This window comes from Sorangium sp. So ce185 (assembly GCF_051526825.1).
Taxonomy (GTDB): domain Bacteria; phylum Myxococcota_A; class Polyangia; order Polyangiales; family Polyangiaceae; genus Sorangium; species Sorangium cellulosum_D.
The window spans coordinates 8,752,821-8,774,071 of record NZ_CP150316.1 but is presented as its reverse complement, the minus strand read 5'-3'; the positions used below and the strand labels follow the sequence as shown (position 1 = coordinate 8,774,071).

Genomic DNA, 21,251 nt, shown 5'->3' with positions numbered 1-21,251 from the left:
GGGTTTGCGATTCGGGAGGCCTCGGGCGACGCGGCCGTCTACCCCTTCGGCCGCCATGCATCGGCGGTATAGACGATCTTCCCCCCGACCATGGTCATGAGCACCTGAATCTTGCCGAGATCATCCTCGGGGATCTGAAGAAAGTTCTGGTCCAGCACGATCATGTCGGCGAATTTGCCCGGCTCGATCGAGCCCACGACCTTCTCCAGCCGCAGCTGGTAGGCCGAGTTCATCGTGATCGCGCGCAGCGCGACGTTGCGCGGCAGGAGCGGGTCGTCGTTGAGCCGGCCAGCATAGGACGGACCGAAGCTGGCCGGATGCGTGGGGTCCCCCTTGCGCGTGACGCCGATCTTGAGGGCCAGGAACTCGGCGAACGGATCGATCGGCCAGTCGCTGCCATAAGCGATCCTCGCGCCGGCGTTGTGCAGGCTGCCCTCGGGCTCCAGGCGGGCATAGCGCTCCGGCCCGAGCTGATGCTTCATCGCATCGACGGAATACGGGGCCTCCTGCGCCCACTGGAACGACATCACCGGGATCACGCCGAGCGCCTTGAAGCGACCGAAATCCGCCGGGTCGACCGTCTCGCAATGCGCGATCGCCGGGCGAACGTCGTTGCCCGGCAGCCGGGCGCGCACGGCCTCGTAAGCGTCGAGCGTCTGCCGCACCGCACGATCGCCGATCGCGTGGACGTGGGGATCGAGCCCGGCCTCGACCGCCGCGAGGATCAGCGATTTCAGCGTGTCCGGCGGGTAGTACACGTCGCCGCTGTGCTTGCCCGGGACCCATTGCGGCGCGCCGTCCGTGCCCACGTTGACATGGTACGGCGCGAGCATCGCCGCGGTCTGGGCCGGCGCCTGCAGGACACCATCCAGCATGACCTTGATGTGGCGAGCGCCGACGGAAGGGGCCGGCGCCGCGGCGGGTTGATCGTAGGAGGACGCCAGCGCCTTGACCGCGGCGATCGCCTTTTCCGGACCCTTCGCCACCTCGTCGGGATCGAGCATGATGGCGAAGAGCGCCCTCGCCGTCAGCTCGCCGCCGCGCTGCACGGCCGTGAACGCCCTCAGCGCGCGCTCGTCCGACCACGCATCCATGAAGGTGGTCACGCCCTGGCGGCGGATCGCGTCGAGCGCCGCCTTGGCGCTGCGCACGTCGTCCTCCGGCGTCGGCGGCGGCATGGCCGCCGATACCAGCGCGATGCCGGCATCCTCGAAGATGCCCGTCGGCTGGCCGCCTGCGTCGCGGCCGATCTTGCCGCCGACCGGATCGGGCGTCTTGGCGGTGATGCCCGCCAGCGCCATGCCGCGCGCGTTGGTCAGCGCGCTGTGGTGATCGGTGGAGTGCACGAGGATCGGCCGCTGGGTCTTGAGCGCGTCGAGCGCGGCCCGCGTCGGGTCGGCGTCCACCGAGACCGTGCCCTGCCGATCCCAGCTCGTCACCTCGAGCCACTGGTCGGGACCCTTGGCCGGCTCGCTGTCGAGGCAAGCCTGGATCTTCTGCTGGAGCTGCGCGATGGTGTGCGTCTTGTACTCGAGGCTGCACATCAGGCGCTGCGCCCCGCCGGACATCACGTGCAAATGGCCGTCGACGAGCCCCGGCATCAGCATGCGGCCCTTCAGATCGACGACCTCGGTCCGCGGACCCACATAACCCTGCACGCCGCTGTCAGCGCCGACATAAACGATCTTGCCCTCGCGCACCGCGACCGCCTGGTGCACCGAGTCCGCGGCGTCGACGGTGTACACGAAGCCGTTCCGCAGCACCGTGTCGGCGGCCTGCGGCATGGACGCGCCGCAGGCGACCTGCATCGCGAAGAGGGCGTGCGACGCCGCCCACGCGGCGCCGAACGCGCGACGACGGCGGGGGGGAACGCGGCTGTCCCCGGCAGCTCGAGACCTGTTCCTCATGAGCGCTCCTGGGCCCATTCGGCGTCACCTGCGACATGGCGTCGCCGTGGTCCGATGGGCTCGCTTGTCATCAGAGACGGAGTTGTTCGTCGTCGCGGCTCATGAGAGCTCCGCCCTGGCCATGCCTGCGTCGCTCGAGAGGTCATGAGTCGGGCCGCCATCCTAGCACCCTCGCCGCGGCGGGAGGGGAGCCGGCGCGGCGGAAAGCGGCCGCCGCAGGCGCGGGGCCCCGAGCGCGAGGGCGGCGGCGCACGCGAGCGCGAGCGCGAGCGCGGGCAGGTAAAGCCGCGGCAGCGCCGCCACCGCCTCCAGGTGGTGCCGGCCAGGGCCGACGCGCACCGCGAAGAAGCCCGGGGCGACGCGCCGCGGGGCCAGCTCGGCGCCGCCGTCGCGCACGCGCCAGCCGCCGTACGCCGTGGCGCGGAAGACCACGTCGACCGGCGCCTCGGCGTCGACGATCGCCTCGTACGCGCCCGGCTCGCGCGGCGCCTCGCGCACGCGGGCGCGGGACGCGTCGCAGCCGTCGTCGGCCGCGGTGAGGCGCTCGAGCGGGCCGCGGGCCGCCTCCAGCGCCACGAGCTCGCCGGGCGCGTCGAGCACGGTGCGCGGCTGCGCCAGGTGCTCGAAGAGCGCCGCGAGCAGATCGGCCTCGCGCCCGCGCCACACCTCGCGCACGCACCCGAGCCCGACGTAGTCCGTGCCGCCCACCCGCCGCGACAGCTCGACCTGCCCGCGCCTGTCCACGAGCGCCCACGCCTCGGGCGGCCCGGGCCGCTGCGCGGTCAGGTGGATGAGCGTGCGGACGCCGAGCGCCTCCGCGCGCGCGGCGCTCCCGGGGCGCTCGGGCGCCAGCTTGAGGAAGGCGGCGGCGTGGACGCCGACGTGCGCGCCCGCGCCGGTCGAGAACGCCATCGGGACCGCGCTGCGGAGATCGGCGGCGTGCACCTTGGAGCAGGCCGCGAGCGTGTCCTCGGCGCCGTAGGTCGCGCGGCCATGGGGCGCCTCGGCGAGCCAGCGGGCGATGAGATCGGGATCGAAGCCCTCGACGTGCGGCCGGCAGCCGCGCGACGCGACGAGCGAGGCCTGGTTCTCCGCGAGGACGTGGAGCTCGGCCGCGCGGGCGGGGATCTCGAGCGCCGCGACGAGCGCGAGCGCGGCGGGCGGGAGCGCGGCGAGCGCGGCCGGGAGGAGCGCGGCGAGCGCGGGGCGCGCGGCGAGCGCGGGGCGCGCGGCGAGCGGGGGGCGCGCGGCGAGCGGGGGGCGCGCGGCGAGCGCGGCGCCGATGCGCGCGAGCGCCGCGGCCGCGAGGTCGAGCCCGGCGACGATGGCCGCGGCCGCGACGAGCGGCAGGAGGGCGAGGGCGCGCATCGGCTGGAACACGGAGAGCAGCGCGCGGCCGAGCGGGCCCGCGGAGGCGATCCAGCCGCCGCTCATCGAGAGGAGCAGCGCGGCCGCCGACGCCGCGAGGAGGGCCCGCGACGCCGGGGCGCGGAGGCGCGTCGCGTGCAGGAGGCAGGCGGCGATCCACGCCGAGCCGATCACCGGGGCGTGCTCGTAGTCGAGCAGGTCGCCCTCGAGCGTCCACGGCAGCACGCGCTCGGGCCCGAAGCCGATGTGCCGCCACCCGAGGCCGGCTGGCCAGCCGAAGGGCGCGGCCATCGACGCGATGCCCGGGCCGTAGAGCGCGGCCGCGACAAGGCCGCCGCCCGCGAGCGAGCGGAGCGCCCGCGCGCACAGCCGCCGATCCCACGCGGCGATCGCGGCCGCGGCGAGGACGGCGGCGCTCACCGCGAAGACCTGCGGATGCGTCGCCGCGCAGGCCGCGGCGAGCGCCGGCCCGAGCTCGAAGCGGGCGGGGCGGATCACCGCGGCGGCCCAGGCGACGACGAGGGGGATGACCAGGATCTGCGAGAGCAGCCCGAGGAGGAAGAACGACGGCCACCCGCCGGCGAACTGCACGTACGGCGCGACCCACGCGAGCGCCACCGCGCCGGCGGCCGCCGACGCGGGCCGCGCGCCGACCGCGCGGGCCGCGGCGAGGGCGACCAGCGGGGCGCCGACGAAGGCGGCGAGGCCGAGCCCCTTCGCCGCGACCACCGGCGCGACGCCGAGGCGGATCAGCGCCGCCGTGAGCAGCCAGCCGACCGGCGGGTAGTGCAGCGCGACCGGGAAGCCGCCGTTGTTCGTGTCGATCCACCCGTGCGGCAGGCCGCTCGTCGCGATGTCGTAGGCGATGGCGAGGTGCGAGCTCGCGTCCTTCCACAGCGCGGCGCCGGGCCCGGCGAGCGCGCGCGCGTCGCGCAGCGCGGGCAGGAGCGCGGCCGCCACCGCCGCGGCGGCGGCGAGCCAGGCGAGGCGCGGCGCGGGCGCGGGCGCCGCGGGCGAGGCGGGCGCGGCGGGCGCGGGCGAGGCGGGCGCGGGCGCGGCGGGCGCGGCGGATCCCGAGGCCGCGTCGGCGCGGAGCTCGGCCAGCCGGAGGACCAGGACGCCGAGCGCGAGCAGGAGGAGGAGCATGGACAGAGCTCGCCGGCGCCGGCGTCAGCCCGGGGCGCGCCGCCAGGTGCCGAGGAGCGACCAGCCGGTGAGCGTCCGCCGCACCGACACCAGCTGCATCTGCTCCCCGACGTCGAGGGCCGCGAGGCGGCGCGCGTCGAACTTGCTCGGGTGGATGTGCTTGCGCGAGAAGCCGTCGCGGCGCGCGATCCACTCGAGCACCGTGGCCTCGAGGAGCGGCAGCGTGGACAGCCGGCCGTAGTTCGGGGTCGTGAGCAGCAGGGTGCCGCCGGGCGCGAGGCGCGCCGAGAGCCCGCGCGCCCAGCGCGACGGATCGAGGGTGTGCTCGACGACCTCCTTCGCGAGGACGACGTCGAACGGGCCGTCGAAGCCGCCGCCCGTCGGGAGCGCGTAGGGCCCCGGGCAGACGGCGAAGCGCGCCGCGCGCGCCGGGTAGAGGCGCCGGCACGCCTCGATGGCGCGCGCGTCGAGATCGCAGCCGTAGAGCTCGGTCGCGGGCGGCGCGCCGGGGATCTCGCCCTCGAGGCCGCAGCCGACGAGGAGCACGCGGGGCCGTGGGCCGCGCGCGGCGATGGCGCGCGCGAGGGGGCGGGTGAGCGCGCCGTGGTAGAGCGACCACGGGAACCGCTCGCGGCGGCGGTGGTTCGAGAAGTAGTCGCCGGGCGGCGCCGCCGGGTCAGCCATCGGGCCGCGCCCGCGCCACGAGCAGGTACTCGGCGGCCGCGTCGCCGCCCGGGGCGAGGCGCCCGACCGCGTTGACCACGGCGCGCGCCAGGTCGGCGGTGAGCGGGCGGAGCGCCGGCATCGCGATCCACCGGCCGGTGAGCTTGCGCATCACGTAGCCGAGCAGGCTCGGGTACAGCATGAAGTCGAACGCCCACGAGGTCGGCCTGCCCGCGATCGGGCGCGTCTCCGTGAGGTCGAAGCCCGCGCGCGCGAGGTGATCGCGCCAGCCCGCCTCGTCGTAGAGGTGGACGTGCGAAAAGACCCGGTCGAGCGCGTCGCCGTACGCCCGCGACAGGCCGACCAGGCCCACGGCGCGCATCGCCTCGGGCAGCGCGAGGTGGAACGTCCAGTCGGGCGTGGGCACGATGAGCACGAGCCGCGCGCCTGGCTTGAGCGCGCGCCGGATGTTCACGAGGGCCCCGTGGAGATCGGGCACGTGCTCGAGGCTGCAGTTGGCGATGGCGCTGCCGAAGAACCGCTCGGGCAGGTGGACGCTGACGATGTTGCCGCAGATGAGCGTCCGGTACGACGCGGTCCGCTGCGCGCGCTGCACCTCGGTCGGGTTGATGTCGATGCCCCACGCCTGCTTCTGCGGGTAGGCGAGGCGCGCGAACAGGCCGTCGCCGCAGCCGACGTCGAGCAGCGGCTCCGGCAGGTCGAGCTCGCGCACCGCGCGCAGCCGCACGCACTCGCGGATGGCGAGCGCCGCGGGCGCGAAGGCGTAGTAGGCAAAGAAGTCCTCCGCGTCGAGCGGCCACTCTCGGTCCATGGGAGCGCTCTTCACCCGTGGCGGCGCGGGGCGCGCCGGTGCGCGCGGACCGCTTCCGTGGGGTGCGGATCGTCGGTCGCTGCGACGGGCGCGGTGAGCGCGCCGGGAGCGGGGGGCGGCAGGGGCATGCGCGCCATCGTATCATCGGCGCGGCGCGCCCCGAGCGCGGCGGGCGCCTGACGCTGTCGGCGGAGCCCGGTGCGCGGCGTCCGGCGGCGCCGGCGTGGGACCGCGCCCGGCGCGGGCAGGGCAGGCGCCGCGCTCCTGTCGAGCGAGCTCGACCCATGCAGCGTCGTCTCGCAGGCGGATCTCCGCGTGCCCGGACGCTCGCAGCGTCGCTTCGCGCATGGATCCCTGAGCGCCGGGACGCATGCAGGGTCATCTCGCAGACAGATCTGTAAGCTGAACAACGCATGCACCGTCGTCGTGCATGCAGATCTCTCCCCGGATCGTCCTCCGGCGCTCACCGACCTTCGAGGACCAGATCGCGGAGCGTGTCGTCGAGCTCGGCGCGCGCCATGGCCGCGTCCTCGACGCGCTGGGTGATCTTCGCGCCGGTCTCCTCGGACTGCCGGGTCACCTCGGCGAGCCGGTCGAGCAAGGTCTGGCGGAGCTTGCCGGCCTGGGGCGTGCGCTCGATGGTCCTCAGGCTCTCGCGCAGCTCGGCGGCGCGGTCGATCAGCTCGGCGCGCTTCCGCCGCAGGGGGTCGAGCTCGTCGTTCGCGGCGTCGAGCGCGCGCCGGAGCGCGAGCGCGCGGTCCAGCCGCGCGCGGAGCTCGGCCGGGAGGCTCGAGCCCTTCAGGTAGAGCGAGAGCCGATCGCTGTCGGCCTGGACGAGCGGGATCTCGCGCTGAGACAGCCGCGTCTCCTCGACCACGACCTTCTGGGGCGCGCCGGGCGCGAGCTGCTTCTCGACGAGGCAGGCGTCCGGCGTCGCGTCCGTGCACCCCGGGAGGCCCAGCGGCTCGAACCCCGTCGCCCTCGCGTGGCGGATGAGCAAGGTCTCCGGCACGTCCCGGCCGGGCCTCACGTCGTAGACCGTCACGCGCCGGTACCGATCCTCGACGCGCAGCGCGCCGCGGGACAGCGACACGAGCCGCACCGGCACGTCCGTGGTCATGCTCGTCGCGCGCACCTCGGTCGAGCTGTCGATGGCGTACGGGATGGTCGCGCTCTGCCCGGGCAAGAGGCGCGTGAGCACGCCCTCGCCCACGAAGGTCCCGCCGGAGAAGATCGACACGGATCCGGGCTGGAGGCCGAGCGCGCTCCGGTTCTCGACCTGCGCTGCGCGGAAGGGGTGGGTCGCGCTCGCGGGCGCCGCGGGGTCGGGGCGGAACAGGAGGACGTCCTCGCCCGCGACCGAGCGGTTGATGAGCGTGATCAGCGCCGACGACTTCTTCGGGAGCGTCACCGGGTTCGCGATCGCGTACCGGAAGGCCCCGGCGACGGCGTTCACGCTCGCCGCGCCCTCCGGCACCTTCGCCATCGCCTCGGGCGTGACGGCCGGCGCCTCGCGCTCCGGGCTGGGGGCCTGCGCCTGCCCGACGTCCGCGGCGCGCAGGTAGACGCGGCGGTTGCGCTGCCGGTTTTCCTCGGTGTCGTTGGCGGCGAGGGGCATTGCGGCGCCCTGCGAGCGCGTCACGAGCTCGGTCGTGACCCCGAGCTGGAGGAGCGCAGCGCGCACGGCCGCGGCGCGCCGGGCCGCGAGATCCGCCGCGCCGGCCTCGTCGGCCGACGCGTGCCCCTCGACCTCGAACACGCGGATGTGCGGGACGCCCTTGATCGTGCGCGCGATCTCCTCGATGAGCGGCCTCGCGCGCGGCGGGATGACGTCCGAGCCCTTGTCGAAGGGCACGGTGGTCAGGATCTGGATCTCGCTGCTGATGGCGCGGACGGCCTTCGGGCAGCCGTGATGGCCGGGCTGCGGGCTCGCCGAGCCGGGCTCGCGCGGGCAGGCGTCCTCGTGGTCGAACACGCCGTCGCGGTCGGCGTCGAGCCCGGGCGAGCTCTCCGCGAGCACGGGGGCGAGCGCGCCGCCCTCGCCGTCGTAGACGCCCTTCAGCTCCGGCCTGTCGAGCATCGCCGGCGTGCGCAGGTTCGAGGCGTAGGAGAGCGGCGCGCCCGTCGCGAGGGTCACGTTGACCTCGCTCCAGTCCTCGTCGCCGATGTTGCTGATGAGCGCCCACGCCTGGAGGAGCGCCCGCTTCTCCTTCTGCCCCTTGGCCGGCAGGATCACGCGGTAGGTCGCCTTCCAGGCGGCGGTCGGCACCGCGTACGCGATCGACACGGGCCTCTTCGCGGCCGGCGAGAAGACGAGCTCGACCTCGGCGGGATCCTCGGGACCGCTCGCCTGCCCGGAGCGCGGCAAGAGCGCGCTCACGGTGGAGGGGGTGTCGTTCGGCCCGAGGTTCTGCTCGACGACGACCATGCTCTTCAGCACGTCGTCGACCTCGCGTTCCCGGAACCGGAGCGAGAGCCGCTCGCCCGGCATGACGCCGGTGCGCTCGAAGTAACCGAGGCCGTTCTGGTACAGGACGACGTGCCGCAGGCGGAGGTCGGGCGACGGCCCTTTCGCCAGCGGTCCGGCGCACGCGGTGAGGGCAAGCGAGAGCGCCGCGAGGGAGGCGTGCTTCATGGGGGCGAGCTTTCCGTGAAGAAGGAGGTGGAGGCGCGGGGGCGCCGGCAGTGTACCCGACGGAGATCGGCGGCAAGCGGCCGAGCACGGTGGCGGCGCGGCGGCTCCTGGTCTCGAACAGCTCGGGTGCCTCTGCGGGGCCTCCGTGGCGAGGCGTGGGTCGGAAGAACTCCGCATTCGGGGAGGCGCTGGTCGCCTTCAGGGCGAGATCGGTGGCTCGAGCGTGCCACCCTCATCTTCCGCTCGTCCGCGGATGTACTTGGCGGCAAACTGACAAGCCAGCTCCACGGCGTGGAGCGGATCCGCACCGGCCAGCGGGCGATCGAACGCGATCTCCGCTCCCCACGCGATCGTTACGTTGATGCCCCAAGGCGCGGGATCCTCGCCGTCGCGCACCTGTCTGACATCAAACAGTCGCACCGTGATATCCTTGGGTGTGTCGCCCTTGAATTGATACCTTAGCTCGATCATGCTCATCTGCACTTTCTGTCGCATTCGCGATTGCAGGCGGCGAGTTTGTTGGTGCACTCCGACAAGCAGTTTTTGTCTCCCTTGGGGCAGTCCTGGCGACATTTCTCCCATATCTGGTAGCAGAGGTCCTTGCAGCGCTCCAAACAGTCGTTGGCTGCGCCCGTACCCCACTCGCACGAGCTGCAAGACAGCGCCCCGGAGTCGGTCCCGACGCCGTAAATCTTCTCGCACCGCTCCTCGGCCTCGTCCAGTGATGCATGTTGGCCCTGGTATAGCGTCGTGCAGCTCGTCGTGCTTCCGCAAGTGGCCGAACCGGACTTCCAGGTGACCGTGCACGTCACTGTTTGTGAGCTACATAAATCGAAGGAAGCATCGGCAAGTCGAGGATCTTGCGGCGCATGCCCGAACCCTCCGGCTCCTGTCGGGGTGACGGTGCCAGCGCCGACTCCGCTCGTTTCTTCCATGGGGAGCCAGCACTCGCCCACGTCGTAGTTGCAAGCGATAAGACCGAGAAGCAGGACGGTAATGGCTCTGCTCATTTCGACTCTCCCCCGAATCTCCAAACGGGTCCAGCGGTGACCATCGCCATCAGGTCGCCGTGAAGAACACGGCTGCTCCCGCCGACCCAGTCCAAGTTGGCGCTCACAGACGCGCCCAGAGGATCGGAAAAATACCAGTCGGCCTGGACGTGGCCGCCCGGAGCAACGCCCGCCACTCGATTGCAGAGTGCGACACCGCAGACCGGCATCCAGTAGACCGAGAAGGACGGCCCGAGGCTGACCTTGCCTGCCTCCCAAGCGTACACGAGGGTGACCGCCGTTCGATCGTGGAGCCCCAACCGTTCTCCGGGTAGGACGCTGAACATGTTATGGATCTCGAGCAGAAAATCCCTCTCCTGGCGCCAGAGCAACCCAGCGAAGGGACTCACCGCGAGCTTGGGATTGGTCCCGACCTGGATCCCGCCCACGCTCACGCCACCGCTGAACTCGACAGCGTTGGCCGGCGCCGGAAGAAGGACGAGCGCACAGACACAGACGCACCGCAGGAGCGCGCGCGACTTCGCCTTCGGCCCGTGTGCCATGCCTTCCCCCCGATGCTGGATGCTTCACCCGCCGGAAGGCGGCGTCAACGGTGATCTAGGCTACGATACGTCCCTGCTGTTCCTGTTTCGGCGGGTCGAGCGCAGCGGGGGGCGTCGGTGGATCGGAGCGCCCGCCAGCGGCCACGGTGCCGCCTCCGGACACCGGCTGACGAGCACGACATCACCTCGGCGCGGTAAAGGCACCGCGGCCGAGGAACCTGCCGCCATGCCGCTGGCGGTCGGCATCTTCATGGCCGAGATCGACATCCTCGGCCTGCTCGAGCCCTTCCTCGCCGGCTGATCATTTCTGTCGCACCACGCGGTTGCGCAGGACGCCGATCTTCTCGACCTCCAGCTCGACCACGTCGCCGTCCTTGAGATAGCGCCCATGCTCCAGGCCGCAGCCATCGCCGACGGTGCCGGAGCCGAAGAACTCGCCAGGATGGACGGTCTCGTCGGCCGAGACCCGCGCCAGCAGATCCTCGAATCTGTGGTGGATCGTGCTGGAGTTGCTGTCGCACCAGGTCTCGCCGTTCACCCGCGCCTGCATCCGTAAGCGATAGGGATCGCCGATCTCATCCGTCGTGACGAGGAGCGGCCCCATGCTGTTGCCGGTGTCGAAATCCTTGCCTTTGCAGGGGCCGAGCATGCTCTGCATCTCGATGCTCTGCGCGTCGCGAGCGGAGAAATCGTTGAAGATGGTGAAGCCGAAGATGTGGTCGCGCGCCTCCGACGGCTTGATGTCCTTGCCCTTCTTGCCGAGGAAGAAGCCGAGCTCCAGCTCGAAATCCATCACCTGGCTGTAGCGCGGCCAGATGACGTCGCCATCCGGACCGATCACCGAAAAGCGATTGGATTTGTAATAGATCGGCATCCGATACCAGGCCGGCGCGACCTTGACCATGCCCAGCTTGACCAACCATGGGCCGAGCACGGGATGGCGCATCCTGGCGATCTGTTCCATCGCCTGCTGCACATGCTTCTCGAACAGCATGCTGTCGCGGATCTGCTCTGGCACCGGCACGGGCGCGCGCAGCTCGGCCTCCGACAGAGGCACGCGGATCTCGGCCTTGGCATGCAGGTCGCGTACCCGCGCCATCGCCTCCGCGCCTCCCTTGATGATCGACAGCATCTCCGGGAAGGCATCGCCGAGATCGACGATCATCGCGCCATCGCTGGTGAGGACGCCTGGCCGCATGGTCCCGCGCGGGGGATGACTGAAGGTGCAGAATCTCATCTGATAGCTCGCTTGTCCTGTGCTTCGATGACGGCGACGGCGCCGGTCCGGCCGGCGGGAGCGCCGCGGGGTGGTGGCCCAATTGCCCCAGAGTGATTCACATGAAGGCGGGAAGGCAGGAAGATCATGGATCTGTTCTTCCCGCCTTCCCGCCTTCATGTTCAAATCCGGCCACCACCCGCCGCGGAGCTCGTGCGGCGAGCTGGAGGCGGTGAAGCCGAAAGGCGGCAGGGCGGCCGCCTTGGCCTTCTCAGTTGACGTTGCCCGAGGCCCCCGCGCTGCCCGGGAACCCCATCGAGGTGCCGCCGGCGCCCCCCGAGCCGGCCGCGAGGACGTTGCCCCCGAACGTCACCGAGCTGCTGCCGACGCGGTAAAGACCATACGAGACGCCGCCCGCGCCGCCGCCGCCATACCCACCCTGGCCGCCGTTGCCGCCGCGGCCGCCGTTGCCGCCGGCGCCGACCTCGCTGGTGCACACCGTCCCGCCGTTGCCGCCGTTGCCGCCGTTCCCGCCGGCGCCGCCGACGCCTCCTGCGCCGCCGCTGCCGCCGTTGCCGCTGGAGATCTGGTTGGCGATGAGCTGGAATCCGTTCGAGTTCACCAGGAACAGCCCGAACGAGCCGCCGCCCCCGTTGCCCCCGACGCCTCCGAGGCCGCCGCAGCCCCCGGCCCCGCCGCCGCCGCCGCCGTTGCCGGCGCCGTCGTCGTTCGCGAGACCGCCCTGCCCGCCGCCGCCACCGCCGCCGCCGGCCCCGTTGCCAGGCAGGCCCGTTCCGCCGGTGTTGCCCGCCCTCGCCCGCCAGAGGTTGCCCGTGATCGTCCCGCCGTTGCCGCCGGTGCCGTTCAGCCCGACCCCGCCGTTCGCGCCGTTCTGGCCGGCGGTGCCCGGCTGCGCGCGATTCGTGTTGTTCCCCGGTGCGCCGCCGCTGCCGCCGAGCGACCCGCCCACGCCGTTCTGGCCGCCGCTGCCTGCGTGCTCCCCCTCGGGACCGCCGTTGCCCCCGTTGCCGCCCGTGCGCTCGCAGGTGGACGTGCCCCCCGCCCCGCCGGTGCGCGTGCCTCGGTCGTCGCAGCTACCCGCCCCGCCGGTCGACCCGTTGCCGCCCACGTTGCCGGCCGCCCCGCTGCCGCCCGCCGCGCCCGGCGCCCCGTTGCCGGCCTCCAGCCTGCTGTTCTTCAGCGTCACCGCCGTGCAGTTGACGCACCGCATGGCGTAGTTCGAGGTCCCCGCCGACGACACGCCCAGGTCCAAGGTCATGATCGTCAGCCGATCGAGCGTCGTGGGCGCGTTGATGTTCGTCCCCTCGACCGCCGCGGCGTAGCCGCCATCCGCGCTCCCCGAGCGCACGGTGACGATCGACGAGGCGGATCGCGCCCAGCCGAGCGCCCGGTTGTAGCCGCCGTAGAGCGACACGCCGCTCGTGAGGGTGACCCGGCCGTTGTAGAGCCCCTGCGAGATGTAGACCTGCGTCTTCCCCCGCACCACCGCCTCGTTGATGCCCCCCATGACCGTGAGCTTCGGCTGCGCCATCGTGCCCGGGGTGGTGATGGCGTCGCTCCCGTCCGTGGCGACGAAGATCGCCTGGCTCGCGTCGCCGTCGATGCCGTCGCAGTTCGCGTCGACGAACGCGTCGTCCGGCAGGTCCACGTCGCTCAGGAACGTGCACGCGTACTCGCAGCCGTTCGCGAGCGACCCGTCGACGTTGTAGAAGCCCGGCAGGCAGCCCTCGAAGGTGCACGCCCCCGCGCCGCACCCGACCGCCGCGTTCGGGATCGCCGCGGCGCAGTTCATGCCGCAGCCGCCGCAGTTCGCCGGATCCGTCGCGGTGCTGATCTCGCACCCGTCGGCGTCGATGCCGTTGCAGCTCGCGTACCCCGCGTTGCAGGCGACGAGGCCGCAGGCCCCGGCGACGCACGCCTCGGCGGCGTTCGCGAGCTCGCACGCCGCGCCGCAGGCGCCGCAGTGCGCGGCGCTCGTGCGCGTGTCGGCCTCGCAGCCGTTCGCCGCCTGGCCGTCGCAGTTGGCGAAGCCGGCCTCGCAGGCGCCGAGCACGCAGCTGCCGGCGAGGCACGACTCGGCGGCGTGCGGGAGCGCGCAGGCGATGTTGCAGCCGCCGCAGTTCGCGAGATCGCTCGCCGTGTGGACCTCGCAGCCGTCGAGGGCGCTCGCGTTGCAGTTGGCGAACCCCGGGTCGCACGCGCCGAGGACGCACGTCCCGCCGAGGCACGACTCCGCGCCGTTCGCGAGGTCGCACGCCACGCCGCAGGCGCCGCAGTTCGCGGCGCTGCTGTTGAGATTGACCTCGCAGCCGTTCGCCGGGTCGCCGTCGCAGTCGGCGTACCCCGCGGCGCAGGCGCCGAGCACGCAGCCGCCGTCGACGCACGACTCGGTGGCGTTCGGGAGGTTGCACGTCGCGCCGCAGGCGCCGCAGTGCGCGGTGCTGCTGCTCGTGTTGACCTCGCAGCCGTTCGCCGGGTTGTCGTCGCAGTTGGCATAGCCGGCCTCGCAGTCGCCGAGCACGCAGGTGCCGGCGAGGCACGACTCGGCGGCGTGCGGGAGCGAGCAGGCGATGTTGCAGCCGCCGCAGTTCGCGAGGCTCGTGCCGGTGTTGACCTCGCAGCCGTTCGCCGGGTCGTTGTCGCAGTTGGCGAAGCCTCTGTCGCAGGCGCCCATCACGCAGACGCCCGAGAGGCAGGCCTCGGCCGCGCCCGGGTAGCCGCACGAAATGCCGCAGGCGCCGCAGTTCGCGAGGCTCGCCCCGATGTTCGCCTCGCAGCCGTTCGTCTGGTCGCCGTCGCAGTCGGCGTAGCCGGCGTCGCACGCCCCGAACTCGCAGGCGCCGGCCACGCACGCCTCGCTCGCGTGGGCGAAGTCGCAGGCGACGTTGCAGCCGCCGCAGTGGGCCGCGCTGGTCAGGAGGTCGGTCTCGCAGCCGGTCAGCGGGTCGAGATCGCAGTCGGCGTGGTTCTCCGCGCACCCCATGATGTTGCAGTTGCCGCCGTTGCAGAACGCCGTGGTGTGCTCCTTGAGGCAGCTCGTCCCGCACGCCCCGCACGACCCCACGTCGGTCAGCAGGTTGGTCTCGCAGCCGTTCGTGGGGTTGCCGTCGCAGTCGGCGAAGTGGTCGGTGCACGACGACACCGTGCAGACCCCCTCGATGCAGCCGGTGGTCCCGTTCGGGGAGACGCACAGCTGCTCGCACGCGCCGCAGTGGGCCGCGCTGGTCAGGAGGTCGGTCTCGCAGCCGTTGTCCGGCTCGTCGTCGCACGCCGCGGTCCCCACCGGACAGCTGCCCGACCGCCCGATGACGGGCACCACCACGTCGGGCGCGCGCGCGCTGCCGATCTCGGCCTCCACGGTCACCCGATCGGCGGGCAGCGGCCCGGCGACGCCCCTCGAGGTGAACGTCACCTCGAAATAGAGCGCGCCGCCCGGCTCGCTCTCGGCCGGCAGCGTCTCGGCGGCGCGGATCCACGCGCCCGGGCTCGCCGGATCGGGCTCGTAGCGCGCCGGCTGGACGGCGAAGTCGGCGCTGGCGATGCCGGCCTCGGTGAAGACGACGTCCTTCCCGGTCTGGTTCTCGACGCGGAACAAGCGTGTCCGCTGCCGGCCGGCCGGCACCGACGCGAAGTCGAGGACCTCGGGGCTCGCGCACGCGCCGGTCGGCCCTCCGTCGTTGAGGACGCAGAGCTCGAGCTTCCCGCTCGCGGCCCCGCCGTCGCCGCCGCCGCCGCCGTCGCCGCCGCCGCCGCCCGCGCCGCCGAGACCTCCGCTGCCGCCCGCGCCGCCGGTCCCGGTCGGCCCGGTCGGGACCTCCGAGCCCCCCGCGCAGCCGGTTGCGGCGAGCGAGGCGACCAAAGCGAGCACGGGGACGAGCGGCGCCACCCGGACGAACAGCGTGGCGAGGTTCGGACGCAGAAAATTCCTATCGCGCGCCATAAGGCCAGTGGACCTCAGAGGCCTTACGCTGTCTACAGATCTCGCGGCCGCCGGAACGAGACCTGGCGCGATGGCGACATGGGCCCTCCCTGCGTCCCCGATGGATGGAGGCCAATATCGCACCTCGCCGCATTGCGCAGCGTCACCCCGCCGGCCGCCTGGACGCGCCGCGTTCCTCGGCGTCGGGCCGCCGGCCGTGATTTGACGCGCGTGGGGCCGCACCGCGCGTCGCGGGCGCCTGCCCAGCTCGACCGGCGCTCCGGGGTCGCGCCGGATCGTCCACGACGCCAAGGCCGGCCGGGTCCTGTCCTCGGCAGTGCTCAAAATTGAACATGAAGGCGGGAAGGCGGGAAGAAAAGATCAATGATCTTCCTGCCTTCCCGCCTTCATGTGAACTCTCTCCGGGCAAATTTGAGCACTACCCTGTCCTCTCTTTTGACGATGAGGCGCGCTGCGCGTCGGGCCCGACTCCACGGGTCGCTCGCGTTGTGACGTTCTCCTCGGGTCGTTTCAGCAGCACGAGCGAGCCGCCGGTCCCCTGGACTCGGGCGCGTCCGGGCGCCGCCGGTGACAACGTTTTATCCAGGGGCATTCGGCGCAGAAAACAAACTTGCGCCATAACGAAAATACGAGAAAACGAGTGATCTGCAGCCCACGACAAGGCATCCTATGTCTGGGCGATGGCCGATGAAAGCGCCCCCCGGACGAGGTGAGTGCCATGTACACGTGGGCGAGGCGGTTCATCGTTCCTGCGCTGTTCACGACGAGCTGCGCGGCGATGCTCGGGTGCATCGCGAACATCGGCGGCCTGGATGACGAAGAGGAGAGCAGCGGGCCTGGCGCCGGGCCCGGCAGTGGGCCTGGCGCCGCCGCCGGCACCGGCGGGAGCGGCTCGACGGGCGCCGGCCCCGGCGTCGAGCCGACGGTGTGCGTGCCGGGCGTCCCGCGGACGTCGGCGCTGCCGCGCCTGACCAAGGCGCAGTACGACAACACGATTCGCGATCTGGTCGGCATCGACAGCCAGCCTTCGTCGATGCTCGCGCCGGACGGCGTCGGGAGCGTCGATCAGCGCGCGTGGGATGGGTACAAGACCGCGGCAGCGACGGTGGCGGCGGCGGTGATGGCGGACCCCGGCGCGCGCGCCAAGGCCATCCCCTGCTCCCCGGAGGGCGACGGCGCCGCGTGCGCGCACGAGCTCATCGATGCGCTCGGACGGCGCGCCTTCCGGCGCCCGCTCACCGACGAGGAGAGGGGGCGCTTTCAGGCCCTCTTCGCCCGCCGCCAGGAGCTCACGGAGACTGGCTCGTTCGACGACGGCGCCCAGCTGCTCATCGAAGGGTTCCTGGTCTCCCCCTCCTTCCTGATGCGCGCGGAGATCAACGAGACGCCCGAGGGCGAGTACTTCGCGCTGAACAGCCACGAAGTGGCGTCGCGCCTCTCGTACCTGCTGTGGGGGAGCATGCCGGACGACGCGCTGTTCGCCGCCGCGGACGCCGACGCGCTGCTCACCCCGGAGCAGATCCTCGCGCAGGCGCGGCGAATGCTGGCGGATCCCAAGAGCCGCGGCATGGTCAAGGCCTTCCACGAGCACTACCTGCACATGGGCCCGGGCACCCGCTGGTCGAACATCCAGCGCGATCCGGCGGCCTTCCCGGACTTCGACGCTTCGATGGTCCCCCTCTTGTCCGAGGAGACCGATCGCTTCATCGAGCACGTGGTCTTCGAGCAGGCCGGGACGTTCCAGGAGCTCGTCACCACGCCGGTGGGCTTCGTCAACGCCTCCCTGGCGCCGCTCTACGGCCTGGATGCTGCGCAGTTCAACGGCGCGGAGCTCGTGCCGGTCGATCTCGACCCGACGCAGCGCTCGGGCCTCTTCACGCGCCTGGGCTTCTTGGTGTCGCACTCGGGGTACGACCGGACGTCGCCCATCCTGCGCGGCGCGTTCCTGCAGAAGGAGGTCCTGTGCGCGGACATCCCGCCGCCGCCGCCGATGGTGGAGGGCACGCCGCTGCCCACGGACGAAAACCTCACGACCAACCGCGCTCGCGTCGACGCGCAGACGGCCCCGGACGCGTGCAAGTTCTGCCACCACACGTACATCAACCCGACGGGCTTCGCGCTCGAGGCGTACGACGCCGTGGGGGCCTACCAGCAAACGGAGTCGTTCTCGGGCGCGCCCATCGACACGCGGGTGAGCGTCGACATGGGCCAGAGCGTCGTGGAGCTCGACGGCCCGGTGGCGCTCTCCGAGGCCATCGCGAGCTCGCCGGAAGCGCAGAAGTGCTACGTGAGAAAGTGGGTCTCGTTCGCTTACGAGCGCGAGCTCAACAGCGAGGACGCCTGCACCGTGGACGAGCTGAGCGCCAAGCTCACCCAGGGCGGCTACACCGTCCTCGACCTGATCGCGGACCTCACACAGAGTCAATCGTTCCGAGTTCGTGCACTGCAGACGGAGGTGGCGCCGTGAACCGAAGGCTATTCCTACGCGGAATTGGTGGCGCAGCGCTCGCGGTCCCCTTCTTGAATTCGCTCGTTCGCTCCGCGCGAGCGCAGGAGGTCCCGTCGCCGCGGCGCCTGGTGATCTTTTATACGAACAACGGTTGCCTGACGAACCGCTGGTTCCCGACGATCGAGAACGGGTCCGGGAGCGTCACCGCGGCGTCCCTGGAGGCGGTGCAGGCGGACGGGAAGCCCCGGACCCTCGCTGCGCTCGCCCCCATCGCGGCGAAGCTGCTCTTCCCGCGCGGGCTCGCGATGCCCCTGAACGGCTTCAACAACAAGGTGGACGGGGTGGTGCATTTCGATCCCCACGATCAGGGCATGGGCAGCAAGCTGACCTGCGCGCCGCTCGATCCCGCCGGGGAGCACTGGGCGCTGTCGCACTCGCTCGACCACGAGATCGCGCAGCGCTTCAACCAGGGCACCAACAAGTCCCCGCTCGTGCTCTCCGTCGGCAACGCGTTCACGAACGTCAAGGGCATCGTGTCGTACTCGGCGTCGAAGACGCCGTACGCGCCGGTGACCAACGCTCGCACGGTCTACAGCAGCCTGACCGGGCTCTTCGCGAGCGGCGCCGAGACCGAGGCGGATCATCGCGTGGCGCGCGGCGAGAGCATCATCGATCTGGTGAGCGCCGACCTGAGCGCCTTCAAGGCCCGCAAGATGAGCGCCCCCGATCGGAGGAAGGTCGACGACTGGCTCTCGCTGCTCCGCGAGACCGAGCAGCAGGTCGTCCCCTCGGCCTGCACCGAGGAGGCCGCGGTCGCGCTCGGCGTCACGGACGCCGCGCTCACCGAGGCGGGCTACCCCTCCCGCGGCGGCGGCTTCCCCAACAGCGAGAAGGTGTACACGCTCGGCAGCGAGATGATGATCCGCCTCATCGCCCTCACGATGATGTGCGACAGCAACCGCTCCATCGTGCTCCAGTGGCCGGGCTACGTGACGTTCAATTGGGACGGCATCGCCCACACCCACGATCATCACGGGCTCTCGCACCGGAACGGGAGCGCCGCCACCGGCGGCCAGTGCGTGAGCGGCGTCATCGAGCAGATCCACGAGATCGACCGCTGGTACGCGGGGCGCTACGCCAAGCTGGTGAAGACCATCGACAGCATCGCGGAGGGGGACGGCACCATGCTCGACAACTCCGCGGTCATGTGGCTGCCGGAGCTCGCCGATGGCAACGCGCACAACAACAACAACCTCCCCGTCGTGATCGCCGGCAGCGCCGGCGGTTACCTCAAGCAGGGCGTGTCGGTGAACGTCGCGGGCGGGAACCTCGCGGTGGGCAACAGCGAGGCCAGCTGCGCGACCGGCGCGGAGGGCGAGGACAACAGCGGCAACACCGGCTCGTCGGGCGGGACGGTCCCGCTGAACAAGCTCTACACGACGTTGATCAACGCGCTCGGCGCCGGGATGCCCGACTGGGAACCGGTCGATCGCTTCGGCGTGTCGGATGCGGTCTCGGCTGGCTTCGGCGGCAGCGCTCCGTCGTTCACCACCGACGGCGCGGGCAAGGTCATCGACGGGCCCGGCATCAGCAATCCGGGGGAGCTCGACGCCATCAAGGCGTGAGGCGGGGGGAGGCCCTCGCGGCGCCGCTCGGGCGCGCGGGCCTCGCCTGGCGAGCTCAACAAGACCGAGCTCCCGCGCCTCCTGGGCCAGCTCCGCGGGCACCCGCGCGAGGCCCTGCTTCTCCTCGCCGACGGCGGCGGCGTTCCTCGTCCCGGGCGCCACCCGCGCCTCGGCAGACAGACCCCTGCTTCCAGATCTCCGCGGTGCGCACGTTTTCGTCGGGGCCTCCAGTCTCCTCGGGAATTATTCTGCGCCCCCGTGATCGCTTTCCGTCTCCGGACATGCCGCACCGATCGTAGGCTTCCCTACGATTTTTCGTCGGCTGGTCCGGTCGAGCCGGCGCGCCGCTGCGCGATGAAGCCATCACGACCCCGACGGCGCGTCTGCGCGGCGGACGCTGTCGAGAAGGAGTTTCATGCGAAAGTCGATGTCGTTCGTGCTCACGCCGCTGGTGTTCCTGCCGGCGCTGCTCCTGGGTTGCTCCGGCGAGGAGGCGCCGGGCTCGGCGGGGACGTCGCCAACATTTCATCGCGACGTCGAGCCGCTCTTGCAGAAGCACTGCATGAGCTGCCATTCCCCGGGGAACATCGCCCCGTTCGGTCTGACGACGTACGAGGAGGCGCGCTCGGTGGCGGGCCTGATGGCGCACGCCACGCGGGAGCGTACGATGCCGCCGTGGGGGGCGGAGGAGACCGACGAGTGCCAGCCCCCGTACGGCTGGAAGGATGATCTCCGGCTGAGCGAGGCCGAGATCGCCGTCATCGAGGCGTGGTCTGCGGCGGGCAGCCCCGAGGGGGATCCTGCCGACGCGCCGCCGCCGTTCGTCCCCGGCGCCGGCGGGCTCAGCGGTGTCGAGCTGGAGGTCGCGCCGGAGGAGCCGTTCGTCGCGAGCGGCGATGCCGACCAGTTCCGGTGTTTCGTGATGGATCCTGGGCTCGCGGAGACGCGTTACATCAACGGCGTGCACATCGTTCCTGGCAACAGCAAGGTGGTGCACCACGCGCTCGTGTTCCTCGACCGGGAGGGCGCGGCGGACGAGCTCGCGGACGAGCACGGGGGATACGACTGCTTCGGCGGCCCCGGCTTCTCGGGCGAGCTCGTGGCCGCGTGGGCGCCGGGGGGCGTCCCGCTGGAGTTCGAGTCGAACATCGGCGCGGAGCTCCCGGCCGGCGCGCGGCTGGTGATGCAGGTGCATTATCACCCGGCGGGGACGACCGCGGATCCGGACACGACGCGCCTCCAGATGCGCTTCACGAAGGGGGTGCCGGAGTACTCGATGGGGGTCGCGCTGATCGGCAACTTCGAGTCGTCGGTGGACGGGGCCGGCGGCCTCTTGCCCGGCCCCAACGATGGGGATGACGCCGAGTTCTTGATCCCGGCCGGCGCGGAGGATCACGTCGAGACCATGCAGTTCCGGATGCCCGAGTCGGTGTCTGACGCGGAGATGTACCTCTATGGCGCCGGGACGCACATGCACTATGTGGGCACGGACATGAAGGTCACCCTGGAGCACACACGGGGCGATCCCGACAACGCTGCGAAGGAGTGCCTCGTGCAGACGCCGAGGTGGGATTTCTCGTGGCAGCGCGGGTTTTACTACGACGCTCCCATCGCGGAGCTCCCGCGCATCCACGGGGGCGATCTGCTCACGATGCGGTGCACGTACAACAACTCGAACAGCAATCCGTTCCTCGTGAAGGCGCTCCAGGAGCAGAACATGCCTGGCCCGGTGGACGTTCGCCTCGGCGAGAGCACGCTCGACGAGATGTGCCTCGCCGCGCTGATCTACCTGACCAAGAGACAATAACGAGCGCGAGCTCCGCCTCTCGCGAGCACGGGAGACGGGGGAGAAGGGGCGCGAGACGCGACCGACGCGACGCCGAGCGCCGCGTCGGCC

Annotated in this window: 13 protein-coding genes; 4 read left to right on the top strand and 9 right to left on the bottom strand. The window is 71.8% G+C overall.

Annotation, left to right across the window (positions count from 1 at the left end):
- Positions 1-38: 38 nt before the first annotated feature.
- From WMF26_RS32070 to WMF26_RS32040, 7 genes are all read right to left on the bottom strand, one after another.
- Complete coding sequence (locus WMF26_RS32070; protein WP_437995811.1) at positions 39-1,907, bottom strand: amidohydrolase; 1,869 nt, start codon at positions 1,905-1,907, stop codon at positions 39-41.
- Between the two features lie 162 nt (positions 1,908-2,069).
- Entirely contained in the window at positions 2,070-4,421 is a 2,352-nt protein-coding gene (locus WMF26_RS32065; protein WP_437995810.1) for a hypothetical protein, read from the bottom strand.
- Between the two features lie 24 nt (positions 4,422-4,445).
- Entirely contained in the window at positions 4,446-5,105 is a 660-nt protein-coding gene (locus WMF26_RS32060) for a class I SAM-dependent methyltransferase (RefSeq protein ID WP_437995809.1), read from the bottom strand.
- A complete protein-coding gene (locus WMF26_RS32055) occupies positions 5,098-5,916 on the bottom strand; it encodes a class I SAM-dependent methyltransferase (protein ID WP_437995808.1) in 819 nt (272 codons plus the stop codon). The genes WMF26_RS32060 and WMF26_RS32055 overlap by 8 nt, the downstream gene beginning before the upstream one ends.
- Before the next feature lie 463 nt (positions 5,917-6,379).
- On the bottom strand, positions 6,380-8,551 hold the full coding sequence (locus WMF26_RS32050; RefSeq protein WP_437995807.1) for an OmpA family protein: 2,172 nt from the start codon (positions 8,549-8,551) through the stop codon (positions 6,380-6,382).
- A gap of 198 nt (positions 8,552-8,749) precedes the next feature.
- Positions 8,750-9,028 carry a hypothetical protein gene (locus tag WMF26_RS32045; RefSeq protein WP_437995806.1) on the bottom strand — a complete coding sequence of 93 codons (279 nt, stop codon included), beginning with the start codon at positions 9,026-9,028 and terminating at the stop codon, positions 8,750-8,752.
- 529 nt (positions 9,029-9,557) lie between these two features.
- Positions 9,558-10,103 carry a hypothetical protein gene (locus WMF26_RS32040; protein ID WP_437995805.1) on the bottom strand — a complete coding sequence of 182 codons (546 nt, stop codon included), beginning with the start codon at positions 10,101-10,103 and terminating at the stop codon, positions 9,558-9,560.
- Between the two features lie 19 nt (positions 10,104-10,122).
- Here WMF26_RS32040 and WMF26_RS32035 point away from each other — a divergent pair, with 19 nt between their 5' ends.
- Complete coding sequence (locus WMF26_RS32035) at positions 10,123-10,404, top strand: hypothetical protein (protein WP_437995804.1); 282 nt, start codon at positions 10,123-10,125, stop codon at positions 10,402-10,404.
- On the opposite strand, the gene WMF26_RS32030 is transcribed toward WMF26_RS32035, so the two are convergent.
- Both WMF26_RS32030 and WMF26_RS32025 read right to left on the bottom strand, forming a co-directional pair.
- On the bottom strand, positions 10,405-11,268 hold the full coding sequence (locus tag WMF26_RS32030) for a fumarylacetoacetate hydrolase family protein (RefSeq protein WP_437995803.1): 864 nt from the start codon (positions 11,266-11,268) through the stop codon (positions 10,405-10,407).
- Positions 11,269-11,590: 322 nt separating this feature from the next.
- Positions 11,591-15,280: a hypothetical protein gene (locus WMF26_RS32025; RefSeq protein WP_437995802.1), complete on the bottom strand. Its 3,690-nt coding sequence runs from the start codon at positions 15,278-15,280 to the stop codon at positions 11,591-11,593.
- Between the two features lie 718 nt (positions 15,281-15,998).
- Here WMF26_RS32025 and WMF26_RS32020 point away from each other — a divergent pair.
- The 3 genes from WMF26_RS32020 to WMF26_RS32010 all read left to right on the top strand — a co-directional run bounded on the left by WMF26_RS32020 (position 15,999) and on the right by WMF26_RS32010 (position 21,161).
- The gene (locus WMF26_RS32020; protein WP_437995801.1) at positions 15,999-17,747 is read left to right on the top strand and encodes a DUF1592 domain-containing protein; all 1,749 of its coding nucleotides are present in this window, start codon (positions 15,999-16,001) and stop codon (positions 17,745-17,747) included.
- Between the two features lie 53 nt (positions 17,748-17,800).
- A complete protein-coding gene (locus WMF26_RS32015) occupies positions 17,801-19,354 on the top strand; it encodes a DUF1552 domain-containing protein (RefSeq protein WP_437995800.1) in 1,554 nt (517 codons plus the stop codon).
- Between the two features lie 415 nt (positions 19,355-19,769).
- Positions 19,770-21,161 (top strand): hypothetical protein, encoded by a 1,392-nt coding sequence (locus WMF26_RS32010; protein ID WP_437995799.1) that lies wholly within the window; start codon positions 19,770-19,772, stop codon positions 21,159-21,161.
- The last annotated feature ends 90 nt before the right edge of the window (positions 21,162-21,251 follow it).

Bases quoted from the DNA above. Each gene is read 5' to 3' on its own strand.
- WMF26_RS32070 (WP_437995811.1), bottom strand. From the start codon at position 1,907: ATGAGGAACAGGTCTCGAGCTGCCGGGGACAGCCGCGTTCCCCCCCGC.
- WMF26_RS32065 (WP_437995810.1), bottom strand. From the start codon at position 4,421: ATGCTCCTCCTCCTGCTCGCGCTCGGCGTCCTGGTCCTCCGGCTGGCC.
- WMF26_RS32060 (WP_437995809.1), bottom strand. From the start codon at position 5,105: ATGGCTGACCCGGCGGCGCCGCCCGGCGACTACTTCTCGAACCACCGC.
- WMF26_RS32055 (WP_437995808.1), bottom strand. From the start codon at position 5,916: ATGGACCGAGAGTGGCCGCTCGACGCGGAGGACTTCTTTGCCTACTAC.
- WMF26_RS32050 (WP_437995807.1), bottom strand. From the start codon at position 8,551: ATGAAGCACGCCTCCCTCGCGGCGCTCTCGCTTGCCCTCACCGCGTGC.
- WMF26_RS32045 (WP_437995806.1), bottom strand. From the start codon at position 9,028: ATGAGCATGATCGAGCTAAGGTATCAATTCAAGGGCGACACACCCAAG.
- WMF26_RS32040 (WP_437995805.1), bottom strand. From the start codon at position 10,103: ATGGCACACGGGCCGAAGGCGAAGTCGCGCGCGCTCCTGCGGTGCGTC.
- WMF26_RS32035 (WP_437995804.1), top strand. From the start codon at position 10,123: ATGCTTCACCCGCCGGAAGGCGGCGTCAACGGTGATCTAGGCTACGAT.
- WMF26_RS32030 (WP_437995803.1), bottom strand. From the start codon at position 11,268: ATGATCGTCGATCTCGGCGATGCCTTCCCGGAGATGCTGTCGATCATC.
- WMF26_RS32025 (WP_437995802.1), bottom strand. From the start codon at position 15,280: ATGGCGCGCGATAGGAATTTTCTGCGTCCGAACCTCGCCACGCTGTTC.
- WMF26_RS32020 (WP_437995801.1), top strand. From the start codon at position 15,999: ATGTACACGTGGGCGAGGCGGTTCATCGTTCCTGCGCTGTTCACGACG.
- WMF26_RS32010 (WP_437995799.1), top strand. From the start codon at position 19,770: ATGCGAAAGTCGATGTCGTTCGTGCTCACGCCGCTGGTGTTCCTGCCG.